Below are 24001 nucleotides of genomic sequence, written 5' to 3'. Positions count from 1 at the left end.
TGGTGTTCCCCGCGTGGCCGCAGGGTCGCGGGTGGGATGATTGCGCCAGCTGTGCCGTGGGCGGACGCGCCCACGGCTCCGACGACACCGAAGGACGAATGAGTGGTGGACAACGCTCCCCGAGTGCTTGCCGGGCGCTACCAGGTCGGTGAGCTCATCGGCCGTGGTGGCATGGCCGAGGTGCACATCGGGCACGACAACCGCCTCGGTCGTACCGTCGCGATCAAGATCCTGCGCTCCGACCTCGCGCGCGACCCGTCGTTCCTCGCGCGCTTCCGTCGCGAGGCGCAGGCGGCGGCCTCCCTGAACCACCCGGCCATCGTCGCGGTCTACGACACGGGCGAGGACGTGCACGAGGACGCCACCGGCAACGCGGTGCACGTCCCGTTCATCGTCATGGAGTACGTCGAGGGCCACACCGTGCGGGACATCCTGCGCGACGGTCAGGCCGTGCCCATCGACGAGGCGGTCGAGATCACGGCGGGCGTCCTCGCGGCGCTCGAGTACTCGCACCACGCCGGGATCGTCCACCGCGACATCAAGCCCGCCAACGTGATGATCACGCCGACGGGCGCGGTGAAGGTCATGGACTTCGGCATCGCCCGCGCGGTCGCCGACTCCGCGGCCACCATGACCCAGACGCAGGCCGTCATCGGCACCGCGCAGTACCTCTCCCCGGAGCAGGCGCGCGGCGAGACGGTCGACGCGCGCTCCGACCTGTACTCGACCGGCTGCCTGCTCTACGAGCTGCTCACGGGGCGCCCGCCGTTCATCGGCGACTCGCCCGTCGCGGTGGCCTACCAGCACGTGCGCGAGGCGCCCGCCACGCCGAGCGCGATCGCTCCCGACGTGCCCGAGGTGCTCGACCGCATCACCCTCAAGGCGCTCGCCAAGGACCGCACGGCGCGCTACTCGAGCGCCGCCGAGTTCCGCGCCGACCTGGAGAACGCCGTGCGCGGCGGGTCGATCACGGCCCCGGCGCTCGGGGTCGCGGCCGCCGCCGCCGGCCTCGGCGCCGCCGCCGCGGCCGCCGACCTCCAGCCGACGATGGTCGAGTCCGCGACGCAGGTCATGGCACCGGCCGCCGCGGCGGCGAACCCCTGGGCGACCAGCGCGGCGCCCGCCGTCCCGCCGGGGGAGCAGCCGCCCGGCGAGGACGACGAGCAGCCCAAGAGCCGCAAGGGCCTCATGTGGACGCTCATCGCGATCGGCGTGCTCGCGCTCGCCGCGATCATCACGATGATCGTCATCAACAGCCAGGGCGAGGACGAGCCGACGACCGGCACCGTCCCGACGCTGTCGGCGGGCGTCACGCCCGCGGAGGCCGAGCAGAGGATCACCGAGGCGGGCTTCGAGTACGCGCAGGCGATCGACCAGGACTCCACGGAGCCCGAGGGCACGTTCACCCGGACCGACCCCGCCGGCGGCACCACCCAGGAACTGGGGGTGACCGTCACCGCCTTCTTCTCGGCCGGTCCCGACGCCGTCACCATCCAGGACCTCAAGGGCAAGACGCAGGAGGAGGCCCGGCAGTACCTCTCCGACGCCGGGCTCAACGTCGGCGACGTCAACACCGAGGACTCGCCGGACGTCCCGAAGGGCGCGGTGACGAAGACCGACCCCGGCGCCGGCCAGTCCGTGCCGGCGGGCTCGACGGTCAACCTGTTCGTGTCGAGCGGCCTCGTCGCGCTGCCGGACGTGACGGGCCAGCAGTTCGACGCCGCGAAGTCGACCGTCGAGGCGCTCGGCCTGAAGGTCGACCGCAGCGACGAGGAGTCCGACGAGGCGGAGAACCAGGTGCTCTCGCAGCAGCCCAACGCGGGCAGCGTCCCGCAGGGGTCGACCGTGACCCTCAAGGTCGCCATCCCGCGCGCGGCGGAGACGACGACCGTGCCGACGAACCTCGCCGGCATGACCGAGCAGCAGGCCCTCGAGGCGCTGGGCGGTGCCGGGCTCGTCCCCGGGGCACGGCAGACCCAGGAGTCCGAGCAGTGGCCGGCGGGCACGGTCATCGGGTCCGACCCGCGGGGCGGGACCGAGCTCGAGGTCGGCTCAGAGGTGCGCCTCATCGTCTCGACCGGTCCCGGACCGTCGAACGGTGGGAACAACGGGGGCGGGAACAACGGCGGCGGGAACGGGAACGGCGGGGGCAACGGCGGAGACGGCGAGGGCTGACCCACCGCACCCCTGCTCTCTACGACGACGGGCCCTCACCTCCACGGAGGTGAGGGCCCGTCGTCGTGCGGGCGTCCGTGGGCGGCAGACCGGGGCCGGTGCCGCGCGGTGCTCGCTACTGGCGCACGAGCGGGGCCATGCCCGCGGAGCGCTCGACGGCGCCCTCCAGTCCGCACGCCTCGAGCCAGTTCGCGAGCAGGCGGTGGCCGCCCTCGGTGAGCACGGACTCCGGGTGGAACTGGACGCCGTGCAGGGGCAGGTCCCTGTGCTGGAGGCCCATGATGACGCCCCCGGCGGTCGTCGCCGTCACCTCGAGCTCGGCGGGCACGGTGTCGCTCACGACGGCGAGCGAGTGGTACCGCGTCGCGGTGAACGGGAGGGGGAGGCCCGCGAGCACGCCCTCGCCCTCGTGCTCCACGAGGCTCGTCTTGCCGTGCATGAGCTCAGGCGCGTGCGTGACCGTCGCGCCGTACACCTCGGCGAGGGCCTGGTGGCCCAGGCACACGCCGAGCATCGGCGTGCGCGACGCGGCGCACGTGCGGATCACGTGCTCGCTCAGCCCGGCCTCCTTCGGCGTGCCGGGCCCGGGGGAGACGAGGACGCCGTCGAACACGGTGCCGTCGGCGTCGCGGAAGCGGCCGTCGGCGTCCGGCTCCGGCACCGCGTCGTTGCGCACGACGACGGTCTGCGCGCCCAGCTGGTCGAGGTAGCCGACGATCGTGTAGACGAACGAGTCGTAGTTGTCCACGACGAGGATGCGGGTCTGGTGGGTCATCGCGGGGCCTCCACGGACACTGCGCCGGCGGCGTCGGTCTGGATGTTGGGGTCGTTGAACGGCATGTACTCGGACACGAGCGGGAACAGCCACTCGAAGCACGCGAGCACGACGGCGGCCGCGAGGACGAGCAGGATCAGCACCCGCAGCCACGCCGGGCCGGGCAGCACGCGCCACAGCGCCCCGTACATCACGAGCCTCCTTCGGCGGCGGGAGCGGTCTGGCCGACGAGCTCCGGCGGCGTGCCGTCCTCGACGGGCATCCAGTAGTCGAACTTCGCGTTGACGATGTACCGCGCGACGAGCGAGTTGAGGCCGATCGGGTGGCACGTCGTCAGCGTGAGGTACCGCTCGGTGGGCTCGACGCCGGGCTGCCACGGGACGGGCGCGATCGCCTCGACCTGGTCGGGCTTCACGGCCTGCATGTGGTCGACGCGGTAGACGTACCAGGTGCCGTCGGCCTCGACGACGATCGGGTCGCCGATCTCGAGCTCCTCGACGTCGTGGAAGATCTTGCCGTACGTCTGCCGGTGCCCGGCGAGGGAGAAGTTCCCGACGGCGCCCGGCATGACGGTCTCGGGGTAGTGCCCGGCCATCGCCTGGTCGAGGATCGACCGCTTGTCGGTGCCCTCGGCGATCGGCATCATCTTGCCGTCCCAGCGCGGCACGTAGAGCGTGCCCCACACCTCGCCGAGCGCGGGCGCGGCGGGGACGGGCGGGTCGTCGCGCAGGATCGTCGTGCCGACGTCCGCCGCGTCCGGGGTCGGTGCCTGGATCTCCTCGAGCACCTGCGCCTGGACGCGGTCCGCCTGGACGTCCGTCCACCAGAGCTGCCAGACGACGTACAGGCCGAGCAGGATCCCCAGCGTGATGAGCAGCTCGCCGAGCACCCCCACGACGGCGGACACCGGACCGCGACCCGAGCCGCGGTGCCCCGCGTGCCGGGCCGGTGCGGGGCTCGTCGCGGTCACGACGCCACCGCGTCGGACGGGCGCGCGTAGCGGAGCTCGAGCGCCCCCTGGTAGCCCGGCATCTCGATGTCGCTCTCGTCCTCGACGGACCAGCCGAGGTTCACCGCGTCGACGTACTCCTTGTACACCTGGACGCCCGGCGAGCGGTCGAGCGCGTCGCGCAGGGCCTCGGGGTCGCCCACGGCCTCGACGACGTAGGGCGGGGAGTACACGCGGCCGTGCAGCAGCAGGATGTTGCCCGCGCAGCGGAACGCCGACGTCGCCGTGACGCGCTGTCCCTGGAGCGTCATCGCCTCGGCACCGCCCGCCCACAGCGCGTTGACGACGGACTGGATGTCCTGCTGGTGCACGACGAGGTCGTCGGGGCGGATCCCCGCCGGGTAGCTGCCCTCGGGCGGCGCGTCGTCGAGCGTCACGGAGACGCCGGCACCCTGGACGGGCGTCGTCCCCGCGGCGACGGCGGTGCGCGCCGCGAGGTCGGGGTCGACGCCGGCGGGCGCGTCCCCGGTCTGCGACAGGCCCGCGACCTCCGCCGTCAGGGCGTCGACCTGCGTCGCGAGGTCGGCCACGCGGTCGGACTCGCGGTCCACGAGCTGCGCGAGGTTCTCCGGGTGCCGGGACTCGTCGCCGCGCGCGAGCCGCGCGTTCGCCGTGAACATGACCCCGGCGAGCGCGAGGACGAGCGCGACGGTCACGGCGGACCGGACGCGACGCGCGCGCGGCGTGCCGCCCGGGGCGGACGACGTCCCCTCGGCGGGGTCGTCCGGGCCCGTGGCGGCAGGGTCCGTGGTGCTCACGCGACCGTCTCCTTCCTGGGGCGGACGAGGTCGTCGACCGGGTCTGCGTCGTGCGTCGGCGTCGTGCTGAGGTCGTGCGACACACACCTCGCGGCACGTCCTCCGCGCGCGGTGTCCGTGCCTATTGTGTGCGCCCACTACGCTAGTCGACGAACGTCGTCCACGATCGTGACGGACCTGTGCTCCGGCAGAGCCTCGCGGCGCGTCGACGACCTTCGCCCGACCCATGCACGGTTCCTGCACGACGACGGCAGGCGTCCGCTCCCGCGGCGCGTCCCGGCGCCGGCGCAGCGAGCCCCACCAGGACAGGAGCCCACCCTCGTGCCCGAGTCGAAGTCGCGCAAGAAGCCCAAGCCGCAGCGTCCGCCGAGCGTGCCGAAGCCCGAGACGGGCAACCCGCGCTGGCTCGTGCCCACGATGCTCGGGCTCATGCTCGTCGGGCTCGCGTGGATCGTGCTGTTCTACCTCAGCGGTCCGAAGCAGCTCCCCGTCCCGCCGCTCGGCGCGTGGAACCTGGGGGTCGGCTTCGCCTTCATCATCGCGGGCTTCGCGCTCACGACGCGCTGGAAGTAGCCGCGTGCCGGGCGGGGCCTGGGCCCCGCCCGGCACGTCGGGCCTCACACCGGTGTAGTTCCACACCTGTGAGTAACCCTGGGGATAACTTCTGTGACCGCCTCGTCAGGCGAGGTGGCCGAACTGGTCCGCGGCGGCGTAGGTGAGCCAGGAGGCGGCGACCAGCGCCACCACGACGACGACCGTCGCCCCCACGGACACGAGGGTGCGACGCTCGCGCGGCGCGTAGGCGTAGGCGGCGCCGAGCGCGAGCCCCACCACGAGACCGCCCAGGTGCGCCTGCCACGCGATGCCGGGGAAGAACAGCCCGATCGCGAAGTTGATGCCGATGAGCACGACGATCTGCATCGCGTTGCGGCCCGTCCGGCGCAGGACGAGCAGGATCGCCCCGAAGAGGCCGAACACCGCTCCCGAGGCGCCGACGACGGGCTGGTACCAGGCCTCCGACGTCGGGCCCCCCGCGAGGAGCAGGTAGCCGACGGAGCCGCCGAGCGCGGAGAGCAGGTAGAGCGCCGTGAAGCGCAGCCGGCCGAGCTGCTGCTCGAGGAACGGGCCCGTGATCCACAGGGCGTACATGTTGAAGAGGATGTGGACGGGGCTCGTCGAGTGCAGGAACGCCGCCGTGAGGAAGCGGTAGGGCTGCAGCTCGCCGACCCAGGGTGCGAACGCGAGCATGTTCGTCCACGTGCCGCCCGTGACGAGCTGGAGGAGCCAGCTCACGACGCACAGGCCGATGATCGTGAACGTCACGACGGGCGGCCCGCCGCGCACCTTCCCGCCCAGCGCGGTGCGCTGCGTCGGCGCCTGGCGGGCGGCGTCGCGCACGCAGTCGACGCACTGGACGCCGACCGCGGCCGGTCGCTGGCACTCGGGGCACGCCGGGCGCCCGCACCGCTGGCAGCGCACGTACGACACGCGGTCGGGGTGCCGCGGGCACACCGGCGGGACGGCGGGACCGTCGTGCGGTCCGGCCGTCCCGTACGCCGGCGGGCCGGGTGGCCCGGGAGGTGTCGCCGAGATGGTCAGTCCTCGATGGTGACGGACGTGATGACGATGTCCTCCTGCGGGCGGTCGCCCGGACGCGTGGGCGTCGCGTTGATCGCGTCGACGACGGCGCGGGACTCGTCGTCCGCGACCTCGCCGAAGATCGTGTGCTTGCCGTTGAGCCACGGCGTGGGGACCGTCGAGATGAAGAACTGGGACCCGTTGGTGCCCTCGGCCTCGCCCGTCACCGGATTGCGGCGCACGCCCGCGTTCGCCATCGCCAGCAGGTACGGGCGGTCGAACTGGAGCTCGGGGTGGATCTCGTCGTTGAACGTGTAGCCGGGGCCGCCGGTGCCGGTCCCGAGCGGGCAGCCGCCCTGGATCATGAAGTCCTGGATCACGCGGTGGAAGATCAGGCCGTCGTAGAAGGGCTCGGTGCGCTCGGCGCCGGTGCGGGGGTCGGACCACGTCGTGGTGCCCTGGGCGAGCCCGACGAAGTTCGCCACCGTCTTCGGGGCGTGGTTCGGCAGGAGCTCGATCCGGATGTCACCTGCGGTCGTGTGGAGGGTTGCGAACATGGGCACCATCTTCCCACGAGACCCGCGCCCGACCCGTCCGGGGCGATGTCTCGCGGCGTGGCCGGGGTGGTGGCAGAGTGGGCGGAAACGCATCGCATCCGCACATTCGTCCCGTCGGACGACGACCCCGGGGAGCACGCATGACCCGTACTCGCTCAGCGAGCGACTCCGTCAAGGACACGCTCGAGTCGATCGACACCGAGAAGCTGAAGGAACAGGCCGCGCAGGCCGCCGCGACCGCGCAGAGCGCCGCGACCCAGCTCGCGGACCAGGCCAAGGACGCCGCGGTGCACGCCAAGGAGTGGGGCACGCCCAAGGTGGAGGCGTTCCTCGAGTGGCTCCAGCCGCGCGTCGAGAAGGCGTGGCAGGACAGCATCCAGGCCGCCGCGCCGCGCGTCGAGAAGGCCGCGACCAAGGCCGCGCCCGCGATCGACACGGCGCACGACCGCCTCGTGGAGGACGTGCTGCCGAAGATCGTCGCGAGCTTCAACGCCGCCGCCGCCAGCGCGGCAGACTCCGCCCAGCGCGCCGCGGACAACGCGGCCGAGGCGACCGCCGCCGCCACGGCCGCGGCAGCCGCCGCGTCGGGCAAGAAGGCGCGCAAGCTCGCGAAGCAGGCCAAGAAGGCGACGGCGGAGGCCGCGAAGCAGGCGCAGAAGTCCGCGGGCAAGGCCGGCAAGAAGGCCGCCAAGCACGCCGACAAGACCGCGGAGAAGGCGGCCGCCAAGCTCGCCGCGGCCGCGGACAAGGCGGCGGCCAAGGCCGCCGAGGCGGACTCCTCGAAGGGCAAGGGCCGCACGCTCTGGTGGATCGCCGGTGGCGTGACCGCCGCGGGCGTCGGCTACGTGCTCTACCGCCGCGCGCAGCCCACGACCGACCCCTGGGCCGAGCCGTGGGAGCAGGAGCAGCAGCAGGTCCACTTCGACGACGTCGTCGGTGACGCCAAGCACGCCGTCGGGGACGCCGCCGAGTCGATCGGCGAGGCTGCGGGCGCCGCCGTCGCGAAGGGCCGCGAGGCCACGGACAAGCTGGCCGAGCGTGCTGCCGAGGTCCGCGACGACGTCACCGACCGCGTCACCGAGGCCGTCTCGGACGCGAAGGACGCGGCGAAGAAGGCGACGAGCCGGGCCCGCAGCACCACCCGTGGCGGCGCTGCCGGCGCGAAGGACGCGGTGAAGGACACGGCGGAGGACGTCAAGGACGCCGCGGCGGACGCCAAGGACGACCTGGGCGACGCCGGCAAGAAGGCGCGCGAGGCCGCCGAGTCCGCGGCCGAGGACGCCGCGAAGAAGGCCGACGACGCCTGACGCTCCACCCGCCGTCCTCGGGCGGTGGCAGACGACGAGGGGCCCGTCCCAGCAGGGACGGGCCCCTCGTCGTCCCCAGGGGCGGACACCTCACGAGCACGCGGCCTCGGCGGCGGGCACGCCGACGCCGAGGCCGGACGCACGAAGACCCCGTCCGCAGCCGGACGGGGTCTTCGGGGTCGTGACGATGGTGGAGCCAGGGGGACTCGAACCCCCAACCCCCTGCTTGCAAAGCAGGTGCGCTACCAATTGCGCCATGGCCCCGGGTGACGCGGCCGGGGCCGGTCAGCGGCGAGAGGTGCTCACTCGAAGGTGTCGGTGACCTCTGCCCAGAGGTCGCGCTCGGCGTTGTCCTCCGTGTACTTGCGCCACACGAGGTACCCGGCGCCGGCGGCGAGGAGCAGGAGCAGAAGCTTCTTCATGATGTTCCCCCTCGAGTGGGTTGGCAGTGGGCCTAAGAGGACTTGAACCTCTGACCTCTTCCTTATCAGGGAAGCGCTCTAACCGTCTGAGCTATAGGCCCGCACGCGCCTCGCCGGACAGCCCCAGGAGGGCTGCTCCGCTCGCAGGCAGCGATTGAGGTTACCCCACCGGGAGCCGCAGACCCAAACCGAGGGCCCGTGCCTCCCGGTCGGGGAGCCGGTGCGCGGTCAGTCGTCGGTGAGCGTGAGGTGCACGCCACCCACGAGCGCCGCGACGATGTTGTACAGGAACGCCATGATCGTCGAGAGTGCCGTGATGATGACGACGTTCACCACGCCGAGCAGCGTGGCGATCGAGATCACGCGGCCGAACGCGACGTACTGACGGATGTCGACGTCCGTCTCCGTGCCGACGATCTGCGTGAACAGCTCCTCGATCTTGTAGAAGACCTGCATGCCGTCCAGCACGTACCAGACGACGGCGGTCGCGACCACGGTCATGATCCCGATGGCGACCGCGAGGAGGAAGCCGAGCTTCATCGCGGACCACGGGTCGATGCGCGAGACCGCGAGGCGCACGCGGCGCGGGCCGCCATCGGGTCGGACGGCCGGGGTCGCGCCCGTCGCGGTCCCCACGGCCGGCGTGGCGCCCGTGAGCGGGCTCGCGGTCCCCGTCACCCCGGCGGCGGAGTAGTGCATGGAGGCCCCGGCGGGAGCGCCGGCGGCCGCCGCGCTCGTGGGGGCCGAGGTGGTCGTGGGCACGCGCCTCACCGTCTCGTCGTCGATCTCGTCGTGCCCGCGCTCGGGCTCCGTCTCTGCGGGTGCGGCGGGGACCGCCGCCGACACCTTCTTCGCGGCCGTCTTCGCCGCCGCGATCGCCGCGGCCGCCGCCTTCACGGCCCCGGCACGCGCTACCGCGACACGGCTCTCGCCCGACGCGCGCTCCATGCCGTCGTCGTCCACCGTGCCCTGCGCGGGCGCGGCCTGGGCGGACGGGCCCGGGGGCGGCGGGGGAGGCGGCGGGACGGCGGCCGACGCCCCGTCACGCGGGGTCGCCGCCGCCGAGGCGCCCTTCGACGAGCCCTTCTTCGACGAGCCGTTCGACGACGTCCCGTCCGCCTCGCCGTGCCGGCTCGGGGACGCGGCCCCGGAGCGTGCCGACGCGTCCGTGTCCGGCCGCGGCACGGTCAGCCGCGGCGTGATGGTCGGCGGTGCGTTGTTCTCGCTGCTCATCTGGTTTCCTCGGTGGTTCCGGGGGCCGGGTCGGTCCCGCCCGCCCCGTCGGACGAGGCGGTCGCGTCGGTGGTCGGTGCGCTGCTCGTGTCGGTGACGCCCGGGGCCGTGCCGGTCCCGTCCTCGCCCTCCACGGTATCCCGATCCTCTCCGAGACGACGCTCGACGTTCCGCGCGACCGCGATGATGCGGTCGCCCTTGTCGGGCTTCGCGAACGTCACCCCCTGCGTGTTCCGACCGGTGAGGTTCACCTCGCCGACCGCGGACCGCACGATCTTCCCGCGCTCCATGATGACCAGCACCTCGTCGTCGGCCTCCGTCACCAGAGCCCCCACGAGATCTCCACGAGCCTCCACCAGGTTGGCGACCTTGATGCCCAGACCGCCGCGGCCCTGGACGCGGTACTCGTCGATCCGCGTGCGCTTCGCGAACCCGCCCTCCGTCACGACGAAGAGGTCGGAACCCTCCTCGACCACGTCGGCCGAGAGCAGCTCGTCGCCGTCGCGGAACTTCATGCCCGTGACGCCCGACGTCGCGCGGCCCAGCGGCCGCATCGTGTCGTCGTCGGCGGGAAAGCGGATGGACTGGCCCTTGCGCGACACGAGGATGAGGTCGTCGTCGGCGTCCACGAGGAGTGCCGCGACGAGCTCGTCGGGCGTCCCGGACTCGTCCTCGCGCAGGTTGATCGCGATGAGGCCGCCCGAGCGCGGCGAGTCGTACTCCGAGAGCCGCGTCTTCTTCACGAGGCCGCGACGCGTCGCGAGCACCAGGTACTGCGCCGCGTCGTAGTCGCGCAGGTCGAGCACCTGGGCGATCTTCTCGCCCGGCTGGAACGCGAGCAGGTTCGCGACGTGCTGACCCTTGGCGTCGCGCCCGCCCTCGGGGAGCTCGTACGCCTTCGCGCGGTAGACGCGGCCGAGGTTCGTGAAGAACAGCAGCCAGTGGTGCGTCGTCGTGACGAAGAAGTGGTCGACGATGTCGTCCTCGCGCAGCTGCGTGCCGCGCACGCCCTTGCCGCCGCGCTTCTGGGCGCGGTAGCTGTCGCTGCGCGTCCGCTTCACGTACCCGCCGCGCGTGATGGTGACGACCATCTCCTCCTCGGCGATGAGGTCCTCGATGGAGACCTCGCCGTCGAACGGGAGGATCGTCGTCCGACGCTCGTCGCCGTACTTCGCGACGATCTCGCCCATCTCGTCGCCCACGATCGACCGCTGCCGCTCCGGCTTCGCCAGGATGTCCTGGTAGTCGAGGATCTGGCGCTCGAGCGCGTCGTGGTCGTCGAGGATCTTCTGCCGCTCCAGGGCCGCCAGGCGGCGCAGCTGGAGGTTGAGGATCGCGGTCGCCTGGACCTCGTCGACGCCCAGCAGCTCCATGAGGCCCGTGCGGGCCTCCTCGACGTCGGGCGAGCGCCGGATCAGCGCGATGACCTCGTCGAGCGCGTCGAGCGCCTTGAGGTACCCGCGCAGGATGTGGATGCTGCGCTCGGCCTCCGCCAGCAGGTACCGCGTGCGGCGCACGACGACGTCGAGCTGGTGCGTCGTCCAGTGCCGGACGAACGCGTCGAGGCTCAGCGTGCGCGGCACGCCGTCGACGAGCGCCAGCATGTTCGCGCCGAACGTGTCCTGGAGCTGGGTGTGCTTGTACAGGTTGTTGAGGACGACCTTCGCCACCGCGTCGCGCTTGAGCACGACGACGAGGCGCTGGCCCGTGCGGCCCGACGTCTCGTCGCGGATGTCCGCGATCCCCTGGACGCGGCCCTCCTTGACGAGGTCCGCGATCTTCGCGGCCAGGTTGTCCGGGTTCACCTGGTAGGGGAGCTCCGTGACGACGAGGCACACGCGGCCCTGGATCTCCTCCACGTTGACCACGGCGCGCATGGTGATCGAGCCGCGGCCCGTGCGGTACGCCTCCTCGATGCCCTTGTGGCCGAGGATCGTGGCGCCCGTGGGGAAGTCCGGGCCCTTGATACGCTGCAGCAGCGCCGCGAGGAGCTCCTCGCGCGAAGCGTCCGGGTGGTCGAGGTGCCACTGCACGCCCGCCGCGACCTCGCGGAGGTTGTGCGGCGGGATGTTGGTCGCCATGCCGACGGCGATGCCCGCCGAGCCGTTGACCAGCAGGTTCGGGAACCGGGCCGGCAGGACCGACGGCTCCTGGGTGCGGCCGTCGTAGTTGTCCTGGAAGTCGACGGTGTCCTTGTCGATGTCCCGGACCATCTCCATGGCGATCGGCGCCATGCGGCACTCGGTGTACCGCGGGGCGGCCGCCGGGTCGTTGCCGGGGGAGCCGAAGTTCCCCTGGCCGGCGACGAGCGGGTAGCGCAGCGACCAGTCCTGCACGAGGCGCACGAGCGCGTCGTAGATCGCGCTGTCGCCGTGCGGGTGGAACTTGCCCATGACGTCGCCGACGACGCGCGAGCACTTCGAGTACGAGCGGTCGGGGCGGTAGCCGCCGTCGTACATCGCGTACAGCACGCGCCGGTGCACGGGCTTGAGGCCGTCGCGCACGTCCGGCAGCGCACGACCCACGATGACGCTCATCGCGTAGTCGAGGTACGACCGCTGCATCTCGAGCTGCAGGTCCACCTGCTCGATGCGCCCGTGGTGCACCGCGACCGCCGTCCCGTCGGCGTGCACGATCTCCTCGGACCCGTCGCCGGGAGCCGTGGGCTCGTTCTCGGGGTTCTGCTCGTCGGTCACGGTCTACCTCGTTCGTTCGTCTCTTCGTGCGTCGTCGTCCTGGAAGACCTCCGGACCCGCCCGGGAGGGCGGGCCGCGCCGGGGCGTCCGGTCCTGCCGCCCCCCGGCTCCGCGAGGAGCGGCTCAGATGTCAAGGAACCGCACGTCCTTCGCGTTGCGCTGGATGAAGCTCCGGCGGGACTCGACGTCCTCGCCCATGAGGACGGAGAAGATCTCGTCGGCCGCCGCGGCGTCGTCGAGGGTCACCTGGTTGAGGGTGCGGTGCTCGGGGTCCATGGTCGTGTCCCACAGCTCCGAGTAGTCCATCTCGCCCAGACCCTTGTAGCGCTGGATCCCGTTCTCCTTGGGGATCCGCTTGCCGGCGGCCTGCCCGGCGGCGAGGAACGCGTCGCGCTCCTTGTCGGAGTACACGTAGTCGTGCGGGGCGTTCGACCACTTGAGCCGGTAGAGCGGCGGCTGCGCGAGGTAGACGTGCCCGTTCTCGATGAGCGGGCGCATGTACCGGAACAGCAGCGTGAGCAGGAGCGTCGCGATGTGCTGGCCGTCGACGTCGGCGTCGGCCATGAGGACGATCTTGTGGTACCGGAGCTTCGTGAGGTCGAAGTCCTCGCCGATGCCGGTGCCGAACGCCGTGATGATCGACTGGACCTCCTGGTTGGACAGGGCCCGGTCGAGGCGCGCGCGCTCGACGTTGAGGATCTTCCCGCGGATCGGCAGGATCGCCTGCGTGCGGGGGTTGCGCCCGCGCACGGCCGAGCCGCCCGCGGAGTCACCCTCGACGATGAAGATCTCGCACTCCTCCGCGCGGTTCGACTGGCAGTCGCGCAGCTTGCCCGGCATGCCGCCGGACTCGAGCAGGCCCTTGCGGCGGGTGGCCTCGCGCGCCTTGCGGGCGGCGAGGCGCGCCTGCGACGCCTGGATCGCCTTGCGGATGACGTCGCGACCCTCGTTCGGGTGCGCGTCGAACCAGTCGGTGAGCTGCTCGTGCACGACGCGCTGCACGAAGGTCTTGGCCTCGGTGTTGCCGAGCTTCGTCTTCGTCTGGCCCTCGAACTGCGGCTCGCCGAGCTTCACCGAGATGACCGCCGTCAGGCCCTCGCGGATGTCGTCGCCCGTGAGGTTCTCGTCCTTCTCCTTGAGGATGCCCTTGTCGCGCGCGTAGCGGTTGACCAGCGAGGTCATCGCCGCACGGAAGCCCTCCTCGTGCGTGCCGCCCTCCGTCGTGGAGATCGTGTTCGCGTAGGTGTGGACGGACTCCGAGTACGCGCTCGTCCACTGCATCGCGATCTCGACCGAGATGCGCTTCTCCGTGTCCTCCGACTCGAAGTCGATGACGTCGGGGTGGACGAGCTCGACCTTCTTCGCCGTGTTGAGGTGCTTCACGTAGTCGACGAGGCCGCCGTCGTACTTGTAGGTCACGGTGCGCGCGGGGGACGAGCCGGCCGCCGCGGTGCCGTCGGCCTCCGAGACGCCGTCGGCGTCCGCCGCCGCGTCGTCCCCGCCCGTCACCTCGTCGCCGGTGTCGAGGTGGGCCGGACGCTCGTCCGTCAGCGTGATGCGCAGCCCCTTGTTGAGGAACGCCATCTGCTGGAAGCGCGCCCGCAGGGTCTCGAAGTCGTAGTCGGTCGTCTCGAAGATCTCCGGGTCGGCCCAGAAGGTCTGCGTCGTGCCCGTCTCCTGCGACGGCTCGAGCCGCTCGACCGGCGCGACCGGCTTCCCGCCCTCGGTGAACTCCTGCCGCCACGCGTACCCGTCGCGCCGGACCTCGGACACCATGCGCGTGGAGAGCGCGTTGACGACCGACATGCCCACGCCGTGCAGACCGCCGGAGACGGCGTACCCGCCGCCGCCGAACTTGCCCCCGGCGTGGAGGATCGTCATGACGACCTCGAGCGTCGGCTTGCCCTCGGTCGGGTGGATCGCCACGGGGATGCCACGGCCGTTGTCGACGACGCGAACGCCGCCGTCGGCCAGGAGCGTCACGTCGATCGTGTCCGCGTGCCCGGCGAGGGCCTCGTCCACAGAGTTATCCACAATCTCGTACACAAGGTGGTGGAGACCGCGCTCACCGGTGGAGCCGATGTACATGCCCGGACGCTTGCGGACCGCCTCGAGGCCCTCGAGGACGGTGATGTTGCTCGCGTCGTAGCCGCCGCCCGCCGAGGGTGCCGCCTCCGCGGACGCCGTCGGGTCGGGGATGGCGGTGTCGGTGTGCTCTGCCACGGGCAGGACTGCTCCTCGTCGTCGTGCGCGCGACCGCCGTGTCCGTGCCGGACCGGCCGCCGCTGCTCAAAGGTTCCGGGCCCGCACCGCCGCCTGCGCCTGCTCCGTGCGAGGAGCGTCCGACCGGCCGCGGACGGCCGGTGGAGGCACCGCGGACGGGTTGCGCGGGCGGGTGGTGACAAGACCCGGAATGACCTCCCCAGTCTACCCGCCACGAGCCGAATTCCGCGGATCTCGGCCGTCCTGAGGACATCTCGCAGGACATTCGCGACGCGATCCGCGCCGTCCCGACGGAAGTTCTCCACACGGTTGTCCACAGGCTCTGTGCACGACGCTCGGGCGACCGTCCACGGTCGTCGAAAAAGTGCCCGCAGCAACCGTCCTGCGCTCCAGGTGGGAGCGCTACCGCAGCCGACAAGTCGGGAATCGGTGTTTCACGCGGAAAGTGGTCTAATACCACACACCATCCTGATTCGCGCGTCGTCCGCGCAGCAGCGGTACCACGCGGGCGGCTCGACCCCGAAGGGACCCCACTCAGTGAAGAGACTCCTCGCGAGCGCCGCGGCGACAGCGCTCGCGCTCGGCGGCCTGCTCGTGGCCACCGCGGCACCCGCCTCCGCTCACACGCCCGACGTCACCGCCGACTGCACGACGCTCTCGGTGAAGCTCTGGGCCTACTCGAAGAAGAGCAACGAGCTCACCGTCACCGTGGACGGGAAGGAGGTCGAGTCCACGACCTTCCAGCGCCAGCTCACGCGGTCGTACGACCTCGACCCCACGCAGGACCACACCTGGACCGTCTCCGTCGACGCGTCCGACGGGTCGCAGTACGACTACGAGCAGTCCGGCTCCACCCGGGCCTGCGAGACGCCCGACGCCCCGGTCCAGGTCGGCGTCTACGTCTACCCCAAGATCGACCCCGCGCAGCCGGCGGCCTGGGAGAACTCCGGCCCGCAGAAGCTCGTCACGAGCACCGAGGTCCCCCTGCCGGAGAAGCCGTGGGACAAGGCCTGGGTCGTGCAGCCCCTCGACCTGGAGGACGTGCGCGAGGTTGCCCGGGCGATCCAGCCGGACGTCGACACGGCCGGGCTGTGCACCGCCTGGGCCGTCCAGCAGGACCTCGTGGACCTGCCCGGCGGTCTCGACGACCTCCCGACGGACATCCGCTACTCGCCCGACGGCAAGCACCTCGGGGAGTTCCCCGAGGGCACGCTCGTCGCGTGGGACCACCAGGACCTCGCCGATCTCCTCCCCGAGGGCGCGTGCGAGACGCCGGAGCCCGTCGAGGAAGAGGTCGACGCCGTCGTCACGCCGGCCGTGCCGACCGCCGTCGAGGTCTGCGGCACCGAGCTCACGGAGCAGAACCTCCCCGCCGAGTCGGAGGACGTCCGGTACACCCTCACGGACGAGGGCGTCGTCGCCGAGCCGAAGGACGCCGCGGCGACCTTCTCCCCCCAGACCGAGGAGCTGGGTTACCTCGTGACCGAGGACGGCCGGTTCGCGCTCTTCCCGCTCGAGGACCTCCTGCCGTCCGACGAGGCGTGCGCGCTCGTGCCCGGCGAGATCGGCGCCGTCTGCCAGGGCGACGTCCCGTACCTCGGCTACGAGATCGGGCTGCCCGAGGGCGTGACGGTCGACTCGGAGACCCCGCTGACGATCACCTTCCTGCACCCGAACGGCGGCGAGGACTACGTCGTGACGGACCAGCCGCTCAGCGGGACCCTCCTGTGGCCGGGCGCGTCCGCCGAGGAGCCGAGGCAGTGGCCCGGGTTCGTCCGGAACGAGGACGGCTCGTACACGGAGACCGACGGCAACTACGCCTGGACCCGCGACGGCGCCGAGGTGCTGTTCGAGGTCAACCCGTCGTACTCGACCGTGGTCGAGTACCCGCCGGCGACGAGCGCGTGCGCGAACCCGCCCGTCGCTCCCGTGGCCGTCGAGGACGTCGCCGGACCCGAGGAGCCGACCGGCCCCGCGCTCGCCACGACCGGTGCGACGGTCGCCGGCGCGGCCGCGTTCGCCGCGCTGCTCGTCGGCGGCGGGGCCCTGGTGCTCTGGCTGCGCCGCCGAGCCCAGGCCTGACCCCCCTGACGTGGTGACCAACGCCCCGGTCACCACCCGCGAGGCCCGCCGTGCCCCCTGCACGGCGGGCCTCGTCGTCGGTCCGGACCCTCTCAGCCCCAGGTGTCGCGGGGACCCGGCCCCCGGACGGACTTCTTCCCCCGGCGGAAGCTCGGACCCGCCGGTCCGAGCACGGTCACCGTCTCGACGACCCCCTCGCCCACCTCGCGCGCGAGCCGCTCGAGCAGCTGCGGCGTGAGGAGCCGCACCTGCGTCGCCCACGCCGTCGAGTCGGCCCGCACGACGAGCACCTTGTCCTCGAACGTCTCGGGCTCGCAGTGGTCGGCGACCTGGTCGCCCACGACCTCGCGCCACCGCCCGACGACGCCCCCCACCGACACGTCCGCGACCCAGTCCCGCTCGCGCAGCAGGCGCGCGACGACGTCGCCCAGGAGCTGCGGGTCGCGGCCGCCCGGGCGCGCGCCCGACGTCGGCGGGTCCGCGAGGATGCGTCGGCGAGGCTCCTGCCCGGGCCGCAGCCCTTTCGCGCGCGCCGCCGCCTTGGCGCGGTTCAGGGCCTGCCGCGCCACCTCCGCCGGCGGGGTCAGCTCCACGACGTGGCCGACGGGCAGCCCCGTGGTGCGTCGCTCCGGGAGGTCGTCGGCCGGGCCGGGGCGCGCGTCGTCGTCCTGGCCGTCCGCCCGGTCCCGGTCCGTGGGCTCAGTCCTCGACACGGTGCACCGTCCCGTCGTGCACCGCGAACCGCGCACCGTCGAGCCGGCTCGGGACGTCGTCGGGCACGGCCGCGGTGATGATCACCTGGCCCGCGTCGGCCACGAGCTCGGCGAGCCGCTCGCGCCGCCGGACGTCGAGCTCGGCGAACACGTCGTCGAGCACGAGGATCGGCTCGCCGTCGGGCCCCCACTGGTCGGCCCACAGGAGCGAGTCGAGGCCCGCGGGGGCGCCGTCGCGCAGCAGCCGGTACGACGCGAGCCGCAGCGCGAGCGCGAACGACCACGACTCGCCGTGGCTCGCGTAGCCCTTCGCGGGGAGGCCGCCCAGGGTGAGGACGAGGTCGTCGCGGTGGGGACCGACGAGGTTCACCCCGCGGTCGACCTCCTTCGCGCGCACGGCCTCCATGGCCTCCAGCATGCGCCTCTCGAGCGCCGCCACGTCGGGGATGCCCGACGCCGGTCCGTCGCCCGGGTCCGCGGCGCCACCCGCCGCGGGCGGCCCCACCCGACCGTCGTCCGCGTCGAGCGCCTCGTCCACGGACGAGCGGTACGCGATGCGCGCCTCGCCCTGCCCCGCGCTGACCTGCTCGTACGCCTCCCCGACGTAGGGCGTGAGCGCGGCCACGAGCTGCAGGCGCAGCGCCGTGATCTCCGCGCCGAGGCTCGCGAGACGCGCGTCCCACACCTCGAGCGTCGCGAGCGGCGAGGCCGCGGTCTCGGGGGCGTCGTCGTCGGGCGGCGGCTCGACGGCGGACGGCCTCCGCCGGCCGCGGCCGCGCAGCGCCGTCGCCGACTTGAGCAGCGCGCCGCGCTGGCGCAGCACCCGGTCGTAGTCCGCGAGGAGCGCCGCCACGCGCGGTACCAGGAGCACCGCGAGCTGGTCGAGGAAGCGGCGCCGTCCGTCCGGGTCGCCCTTGACGAGCGCGAGGTCCTCCGGCGCGAAGAGCACGGTCCGGACGATGCCGAGCACGTCGCGCGGCCGCTGGGCCGGGGACCGGTTGATCCGCGCCCGGTTGGCCCGCCCCGACGCGATCTCGAGCTCCACGGTGCTCGCCCGGTCGCCCCGCACGACGCGCGTCCGCACGACCGCGCGCGTGGCCCCCGCACGGACGAGCGCGGCGTCGCCCGCGACGCGGTGGCTCGCGAGCGTCGCGACGTACCCGATCGCCTCGACGAGGTTCGTCTTGCCCTGCCCGTTCTGCCCGACGAGCGCGTTCACGCCCGGGACGAGCTCGACGTCGACGGACTCGTACGAGCGGAAGTCGACGAGGGAGAGGTGCGAGACGTACATCGGTGCGGCGAGGGTCGAGGAGGTCGGCGGGGTGCGGTCAGGCCGGGGGTTCGAGCGGCCCGGCTCCCGGGGAGGACGGCCCGGCCGCCTTGACGGCGTGCCCGCCGAACTGCTGGCGCAGCGCGGCGACGGCCTTGAGCGCGGGCGACTGCTCCTGGCGCGAGGCGAAGCGCGCGAAGAGGGCGGCGGAGATCACCGGCAGCGGGACGGCGTTGTCGATCGCCTCGTCGACCGTCCAGCGGCCCTCGCCGGAGTCGTCGACCCAGTCGTCGATCGCGGCGAGCTGCGGGTCCTCCTCGAGCGCCTTGACGAAGAGGTCGAGGAGCCACGAGCGCACGACCGTGCCACGGGTCCACGCCTTCATCGTGCCGTGCACGTCCTTGACGAGCTCGCTCTTCGCGGCGAGGAGCTCGTAGCCCTCGGCGTACGCCTGCATGAGCCCGTACTCGATGCCGTTGTGGACCATCTTCGCGAAGTGCCCGGCGCCGACCTCGCCCGCGTGGACGAAGCCCTCCTCGCGCGGGCCGTCGGGACGCAGCGCGTCGAAGACCGGCATGGCCGCCTCGACGTACGTCCGGTCCCCGCCGACCATGAGCCCGTAGCCGTTCTCGAGGCCCCAGACGCCGCCCGAGACGCCGACGTCGAGGTAGCCGACGCCCTTCTCGGCCAGCTCCGCGGCCCGCGCCTGGTCCTCGGCGTAGTAGGAGTTCCCGCCCTCGATGACGAAGTCGCCCTCGCCGAGCAGGCCGCCGAGCTCGGTGACCACGCCGCGGGTCGCGTCGCCCGCCGGGACCATGACCCACACGATGCGCGGGCCGTCGTCGGGCAGTGCCGCGACGAGGTCGGCGAGCGTCGCGACGTCCGACACCTCCGGACGAGGGTCGTAGCCGACAACCTCGATGCCGGCGGCGCGGACGCGCGCCCGCATGTTGTTGCCCATCTTGCCGAGGCCGACGAGGCCGATGCGCGTGACCATACGAGTCCTCCGGGTGCGGTGGTGCGGTGCGAGCCGTCCGGCTCCGTCGGGATCAGCCGGCGAAGCGGATCGGCACCAGCAGGTAGCGGTAGTGGGACGAGTCCTCGCCGTCCAGGGAGTCCTGACCCGTGAACTCGACCGGCTTGTTCGGGTGCGTGAAGCTCAGTCGCACGAAGTCGGTGCCGAGCGCGCCCAGGCCGTCGAGCAGGAACTGCGGGTTGAACGCCACCGAGATGTCCTCGCCGACGAGCACCGCCTCCAGCGCCTCGGACGCCTGCGCGTCGTCGCCCTGCCCGGCGTCCAGGACGACCTGCCCGTCCGTGAACGATAAGCGGATCGGCGTGTTGCGCTCGGCGACCAGGGACACGCGCTTGGCGGCGTCGATGAGCGGGGCGGTGGGGACGACGGCGTGGATGGGCGTCTCGTCCGGGAAGAGCCGGCGCACGGCGGGGTAGTCGCCGTCGACGAGCTGCGACGTCGTGTGACGGCCCCCGGCCTCGAAGCCGATGAGGTCCACGCCGGCGCCCGTGTTGAGCCCGATGTTGACGAGGCCCGAGCCGCCGAGGGACTTCGCCACGTCGTTGAGGGTGCGCGCGCGCACGAGGGCGACGGCGGAGTAGCTCGGGGTCACGGGCGTCCAGGTGAGCTCGCGCAGGGCGAGGCGGTACCGGTCCGTCGCGAGGAGCGTGATCTTCTCGCCCTCGATCTCGACGCGCACGCCCGTGAGGAGGGGGAGCGTGTCGTCGCGGCTCGCCGCCACCGTGACCTGCGCGACGGCGTTCGTCAGCTCGTCGCCCGAGACGGTGCCGGAGAGCTCGGGCATCGCGGGCAGCGCCGGGTACTCGTCCACCGGCATGGTGAGGAGCGTGAACCGGCTCGCGCCGCACGTCACCGTGACCTTGTTGCCCTCGAGGACGACGTCCACGGGCTTCGCGGGCAGCGCCCGGGAGATCTCGGCGAGCAGCCGGCCGGAGACGAGGACCGTGCCGGGCTCGCTGACCTCGGCGGGGATCTCTGAGCGGGCCGAGACCTCGTAGTCGAAGCTCGACAGCCCGATGGTCCCCGACGCGTCGGCCTCGAGCCGGACCCCGGCGAGGACGGGCGCGGGCGGGCGGGTCGGCAGGGTTCGCGCCGTCCAGGTCACCGCGTCGGCCAGGACATCACGCTCAACCCGGAACTTCATCCCACACCCTCTCGTCCCCACGTCTCGGTCGGACCCGATCTTCACATGTGCCGCCCTGCTTCGCCGCGACGCCGGGCTCGCCGTCGGGGCCGCTCGTCCTCGCTCGTCCACCGGGCAGGTCTGCCGCTGTGGACACGAGGTGCCGGGTCGCAGGTCCGCGCACACGTGTCGTGCATGAACCCTACGCGAGGAGGCGGGTGGGAGGAACTGGAACGGCGGGCCTGGGGACGGAGGCCCGACGGCGGTCTCCGCCGACGTCGCGCGCTCGCCGCGGCTCGACGAGGATCGGGAGCAGGCTCGTGGAGCACAGGTCGCACCGTCGGCCGCCGGAGCCTGATGAAGGCGTGTGGAATTTCCCCTCTGAGAACACTCTCGTCGTCGTCATAGGGGTTGTGGATCTCGTGGAAAACCGGTGTCCGTCCAGGTCAGAGGGCACAAATGCGTGTGGACGAACCGGTGAGCCCAGTGTGGGAAAGTCGCGGCGCCTGTGGGCGGCCAATCTGTCCCCACACGTCGTCCACCGATCGAGGGTGCCCCGTCCACACCGAGAGGGCCTTCGTCCACAGCTGTCCACAGAACTGTGCACAGACCCGGTCTGGGTGAGCCGTCCACAGGGTGTGTACGAAGGTCTTCGTCCACAGGTTTCGGGGGGAAACCATGATGTTGTCAGGATTTGTCGCGACACACGCGACCCTGTGGTCCACCGTCGTCGTCTGCATTCCGCGCATGTGAATTCCCACAGGAGTCCTGTGGATGACTGTGGACAACTCCACCCACATGCTGTGTACGAGTGTCGTTCACGACCGTGGCCGGGGAGTCGCGTGGGCGCTTGGAGCCGATATCCACAGAATATGGCACCGCAGTGGGCAACCCTGTGGACAGCACGCGAGACCGGTGAGGAAGGGTCTTCGGGGTCCGCGACGAGCTGGTGAGACCGTCCAGCGGCGGTGGACGACCCCGTTGACACGTCGCTCGGGGAGGGGCGCGTCCGGTCCGTCCGGGGTCGTCGGACGGCGTCTCGTCGCGACGAGGCTCGACAGCCGCAAGAAGATCGGCCTGGTCGCGGAGGGATCTCGGTGATCTCGGACCCGCTCCGCGGGGGGATGGCGAGAATCTCCGGGGCGGAGGCCTGGAACGAGATGGACGTGGATCGTCCGAGCTCGACGCAGGCCGAGGAGTGCCACCGGGGGCGTGCGGTGCGACGCGAGAGAGCCCGGCCGCGACGCCCGACCGCGACGTGTGTGCCAGAGCAGCACCGTCCGGGCACGGCCGCGCCGCCTCAGCCGCGGTGCTGCTGCTTGATCCGGCTCGTGAGCTCAGTGACCTGGTTGTACGTGGAGCGGCGCTCGGCCATCTGCTCGGTGATCTTGCGGTTCGCGTGCATGACCGTCGTGTGGTCGCGGCCGCCGAACTGCTGCCCGATCTTCGGGAGCGACAGGTCGGTGAGCTCGCGGCACAGGTACATCGCGATCTGGCGAGCGGTGACGAGGACGCGCGATCGCGAGCTGCCGCAGAGGTCGTCGATCGTCAGCCCGAAGTACGCCGCCGTCTGCGCGATGATCGCGGCGGGGGTGATCTCCGCGCTGTCCTCGTCGGTGATGAGGTCCTTCAGCACGATCTCCGCGAGCGGGAGGTCGACCTGCTGGCGGTTGAGGTTCGCGAACGCGGTGACACGGATCAGCGCGCCCTCGAGCTCCCGGATGTTCGTCGAGATGCGCGACCCGATGTAGGACAGCACGTCGTCCGGAGCGGCGAGGCGTTCGCTCGACGCCTTCTTGCGGAGGATCGCGATGCGCGTCTCGAGGTCCGGCGGCTGGACGTCGGTGATGAGGCCCCACTCGAACCGGGAGCGCAGGCGGTCCTCGAACCCGTTGAGCTGCTTGGGGGCAGGTCGGACGTGATGACGACCTGCTTGTTGGCGTTGTGCAGCGCGTTGAAGGTGTGGAAGAACTCCTCCATCGTCTGCTCCTTGCCCTGCAGGAACTGGATGTCGTCGATGAGGAGGACGTCGACGTCGCGGTAGCGCCGCTGGAACGCCCCGGCCTTGCCCTCGCCGATGGAGTTGATGAAGTCGTTCGTGAACTCCTCGGAGTTCACGTAGCGCACGCGCACGTTGGGGTACAGGTTGTGGGCGTAGTGCCCGATCGCGTGCAGGAGGTGCGTCTTGCCGAGCCCGGAGTCCCCGTAGATGAACAGCGGGTTGTAGGCCTTGGCGGGTGCCTCGGCGACCGCGACCGCGGCCGCGTGCGCGAACCGGTTCGAGGAGCCGATGACGAACGTCTCGAAGACGTACTTGGGGTTCAGCCGGCTCGGCTCGGCCTGGGGACGCGGCGGGGGAGGTGCCGGCAGGTCCGGGAGGAGCACGTCGTCGGGCTCGATGTAGGGGCGCTCCACCGCCGGCCGCGACGCGGGCGCGAGGACGGGGTCGGAGCTGAGCTCCGGGTCGACGGTGATGCCGAACCGGACGTCGCGCCCGAGGCAGGAGGACATCGCGGTCACGAGCTCGTCGCGGACGCGCGTCTCGAGGTACGTGCGGGTCTGCTCGTGGGGGACCGCGATGAAGACGGTGTCGTCCAGGATCGCGAGCGGCTTGGCCAGCCGGATGAACGCGATCTGCCGCGGGGTGATGTCCGGGCTCGCCTCGAGGATGCTCAGGGTCTGTGCCCAGACGTCGGCGATGTTCTCGTCCGGGTTGGCCACGGGCAGTTCCTCACGGGGGTCGACAGCGTGCGCCGGGCAGAGCTCCGGCCGTCGAGCACGCTGACGGGCCGGGCGGGGGTGCGCCGACGAGGAGAAGGTCACGGATGGGGTGATGCTGGGGTCGATCGTGCCATGGGAACCCCTCATCCACATAGTTGTCCACAGGCTGTGGGTTGTAGGGTGAGGATGCTCTCACCGGCAGGATGCCGGGATCCGGGGCGACGCCGCGCCATCGTCGCACGCGGCGAAGGTCACCCGTCGTGGTTTGACCTGGAGGGGTCGCGCAGCGTAACGTCAGACAGCCGTTCCAGGTGTTCTTGGCG

The 24001-nt window shown here is 72.1% G+C and carries 18 protein-coding genes, 2 tRNA genes and 1 pseudogene; 4 read left to right on the top strand and 17 right to left on the bottom strand.

Annotated features, from left to right (window positions below; genetic code table 11):
* The first annotated feature begins 102 nt into the window (after positions 1-102).
* Entirely contained in the window at positions 103-2175 is a 2073-nt protein-coding gene (pknB, locus tag BJP59_RS17430; RefSeq protein ID WP_194521580.1) for a Stk1 family PASTA domain-containing Ser/Thr kinase, read from the top strand.
* A gap of 115 nt (positions 2176-2290) precedes the next feature.
* Here the strand turns inward: pknB and BJP59_RS17425 are convergent, their stop codons facing one another.
* From BJP59_RS17425 to BJP59_RS17410, 4 genes are read right to left on the bottom strand one after another with little or no spacing between them, the layout of a single operon-like run.
* A complete protein-coding gene (locus BJP59_RS17425; protein WP_194521579.1) occupies positions 2291-2950 on the bottom strand; it encodes an aminodeoxychorismate/anthranilate synthase component II in 660 nt (219 codons plus the stop codon).
* Entirely contained in the window at positions 2947-3141 is a 195-nt protein-coding gene (locus BJP59_RS17420) for a hypothetical protein (RefSeq protein ID WP_021482317.1), read from the bottom strand. Before BJP59_RS17420 ends, BJP59_RS17425 begins: the two co-directional genes overlap by 4 nt.
* On the bottom strand, positions 3141-3920 hold the full coding sequence (locus BJP59_RS17415) for a class E sortase (protein ID WP_086150133.1): 780 nt from the start codon (positions 3918-3920) through the stop codon (positions 3141-3143). Before BJP59_RS17415 ends, BJP59_RS17420 begins: the two co-directional genes overlap by 1 nt.
* Complete coding sequence (locus BJP59_RS17410; protein ID WP_228485152.1) at positions 3917-4717, bottom strand: DUF881 domain-containing protein; 801 nt, start codon at positions 4715-4717, stop codon at positions 3917-3919. Before BJP59_RS17410 ends, BJP59_RS17415 begins: the two co-directional genes overlap by 4 nt.
* A 321-nt stretch (positions 4718-5038) precedes the next feature.
* On the opposite strand from BJP59_RS17410, the gene BJP59_RS17405 reads away from it, so the two are divergent.
* On the top strand, positions 5039-5290 hold the full coding sequence (locus tag BJP59_RS17405; RefSeq protein ID WP_021483485.1) for a cell division protein CrgA: 252 nt from the start codon (positions 5039-5041) through the stop codon (positions 5288-5290).
* 105 nt (positions 5291-5395) lie between these two features.
* Here the strand turns inward: BJP59_RS17405 and BJP59_RS17400 are convergent, their stop codons facing one another.
* Positions 5396-6205, bottom strand: coding sequence for a rhomboid family intramembrane serine protease (locus BJP59_RS17400; RefSeq protein ID WP_228485151.1), 810 nt, complete (start codon positions 6203-6205; stop codon positions 5396-5398).
* Between the two features lie 107 nt (positions 6206-6312).
* Entirely contained in the window at positions 6313-6852 is a 540-nt protein-coding gene (locus tag BJP59_RS17395; RefSeq protein WP_021483785.1) for a peptidylprolyl isomerase, read from the bottom strand.
* A 140-nt stretch (positions 6853-6992) separates the two neighbouring features.
* Between BJP59_RS17395 and BJP59_RS17390 the strand changes: the two genes are divergently transcribed.
* Positions 6993-8159: a YtxH domain-containing protein gene (locus BJP59_RS17390; protein ID WP_194521578.1), complete on the top strand. Its 1167-nt coding sequence runs from the start codon at positions 6993-6995 to the stop codon at positions 8157-8159.
* 188 nt (positions 8160-8347) lie between these two features.
* On the opposite strand, the gene BJP59_RS17385 is transcribed toward BJP59_RS17390, so the two are convergent.
* From BJP59_RS17385 to gyrB, 6 genes are all read right to left on the bottom strand, one after another.
* Positions 8348-8423 (bottom strand) — tRNA-Ala (locus BJP59_RS17385).
* 38 nt (positions 8424-8461) lie between these two features.
* Positions 8462-8581 (bottom strand): DLW-39 family protein, encoded by a 120-nt coding sequence (locus tag BJP59_RS20005; RefSeq protein ID WP_021483216.1) that lies wholly within the window; start codon positions 8579-8581, stop codon positions 8462-8464.
* A gap of 27 nt (positions 8582-8608) precedes the next feature.
* Positions 8609-8682: transfer RNA gene (locus tag BJP59_RS17380), tRNA-Ile, on the bottom strand.
* Between the two features lie 127 nt (positions 8683-8809).
* Entirely contained in the window at positions 8810-9814 is a 1005-nt protein-coding gene (locus BJP59_RS20000; protein ID WP_228485150.1) for a DUF3566 domain-containing protein, read from the bottom strand.
* Positions 9811-12450: a DNA gyrase subunit A gene (gyrA, locus tag BJP59_RS17370; protein ID WP_044144050.1), complete on the bottom strand. Its 2640-nt coding sequence runs from the start codon at positions 12448-12450 to the stop codon at positions 9811-9813. The genes BJP59_RS20000 and gyrA overlap by 4 nt, the downstream gene beginning before the upstream one ends.
* Positions 12451-12633: 183 nt before the next feature.
* Entirely contained in the window at positions 12634-14709 is a 2076-nt protein-coding gene (gene gyrB / locus BJP59_RS17365; protein ID WP_031315400.1) for a DNA topoisomerase (ATP-hydrolyzing) subunit B, read from the bottom strand.
* Between the two features lie 561 nt (positions 14710-15270).
* Here gyrB and BJP59_RS17360 point away from each other — a divergent pair.
* A complete protein-coding gene (locus BJP59_RS17360) occupies positions 15271-16815 on the top strand; it encodes a hypothetical protein (RefSeq protein WP_194521577.1) in 1545 nt (514 codons plus the stop codon).
* Positions 16816-16907: 92 nt separating this feature from the next.
* On the opposite strand, the gene BJP59_RS17355 is transcribed toward BJP59_RS17360, so the two are convergent.
* The 5 genes and pseudogenes from BJP59_RS17355 to dnaA all read right to left on the bottom strand — a co-directional run bounded on the left by BJP59_RS17355 (position 16908) and on the right by dnaA (position 23678).
* Positions 16908-17408 carry a DUF721 domain-containing protein gene (locus tag BJP59_RS17355; protein WP_061268303.1) on the bottom strand — a complete coding sequence of 167 codons (501 nt, stop codon included), beginning with the start codon at positions 17406-17408 and terminating at the stop codon, positions 16908-16910.
* Positions 17409-17514: 106 nt separating this feature from the next.
* Positions 17515-18819, bottom strand: a complete 1305-nt coding sequence (gene recF, locus BJP59_RS17350; protein WP_194521576.1) for a DNA replication/repair protein RecF — start codon at positions 18817-18819, stop codon at positions 17515-17517.
* Between the two features lie 37 nt (positions 18820-18856).
* The gene (gene gnd, locus BJP59_RS17345; RefSeq protein ID WP_194521575.1) at positions 18857-19795 is read right to left on the bottom strand and encodes a phosphogluconate dehydrogenase (NAD(+)-dependent, decarboxylating); all 939 of its coding nucleotides are present in this window, start codon (positions 19793-19795) and stop codon (positions 18857-18859) included.
* Between the two features lie 52 nt (positions 19796-19847).
* The gene (dnaN, locus tag BJP59_RS17340; RefSeq protein ID WP_034651929.1) at positions 19848-20978 is read right to left on the bottom strand and encodes a DNA polymerase III subunit beta; all 1131 of its coding nucleotides are present in this window, start codon (positions 20976-20978) and stop codon (positions 19848-19850) included.
* A gap of 1279 nt (positions 20979-22257) precedes the next feature.
* Positions 22258-23678: pseudogene (gene dnaA / locus BJP59_RS17335) on the bottom strand (chromosomal replication initiator protein DnaA).
* Between the last annotated feature and the right edge of the window lie 323 nt (positions 23679-24001).

Source organism: Cellulosimicrobium sp. JZ28 (assembly GCF_015327065.1).
Taxonomy (GTDB): Bacteria; Actinomycetota; Actinomycetes; order Actinomycetales; family Cellulomonadaceae; genus Cellulosimicrobium; species Cellulosimicrobium funkei.
This window is presented reverse-complemented; position numbering and strand designations above follow the sequence as displayed.

What these genes read in the sequence shown, in the direction of transcription:
- BJP59_RS17425 (WP_194521579.1), bottom strand. Translation starts at nt 2,950, where the DNA reads ATGACCCACCAGACCCGCATCCTCGTCGTGGACAACTACGACTCGTTC.
- BJP59_RS17420 (WP_021482317.1), bottom strand. Translation starts at nt 3,141, where the DNA reads ATGTACGGGGCGCTGTGGCGCGTGCTGCCCGGCCCGGCGTGGCTGCGG.
- BJP59_RS17395 (WP_021483785.1), bottom strand. Translation starts at nt 6,852, where the DNA reads ATGTTCGCAACCCTCCACACGACCGCAGGTGACATCCGGATCGAGCTC.
- BJP59_RS17390 (WP_194521578.1), top strand. Translation starts at nt 6,993, where the DNA reads ATGACCCGTACTCGCTCAGCGAGCGACTCCGTCAAGGACACGCTCGAG.
- BJP59_RS20005 (WP_021483216.1), bottom strand. Translation starts at nt 8,581, where the DNA reads ATGAAGAAGCTTCTGCTCCTGCTCCTCGCCGCCGGCGCCGGGTACCTC.
- BJP59_RS20000 (WP_228485150.1), bottom strand. Translation starts at nt 9,814, where the DNA reads ATGAGCAGCGAGAACAACGCACCGCCGACCATCACGCCGCGGCTGACC.
- recF (WP_194521576.1), bottom strand. Translation starts at nt 18,819, where the DNA reads ATGTACGTCTCGCACCTCTCCCTCGTCGACTTCCGCTCGTACGAGTCC.
- gnd (WP_194521575.1), bottom strand. Translation starts at nt 19,795, where the DNA reads ATGGTCACGCGCATCGGCCTCGTCGGCCTCGGCAAGATGGGCAACAAC.
- dnaN (WP_034651929.1), bottom strand. Translation starts at nt 20,978, where the DNA reads ATGAAGTTCCGGGTTGAGCGTGATGTCCTGGCCGACGCGGTGACCTGG.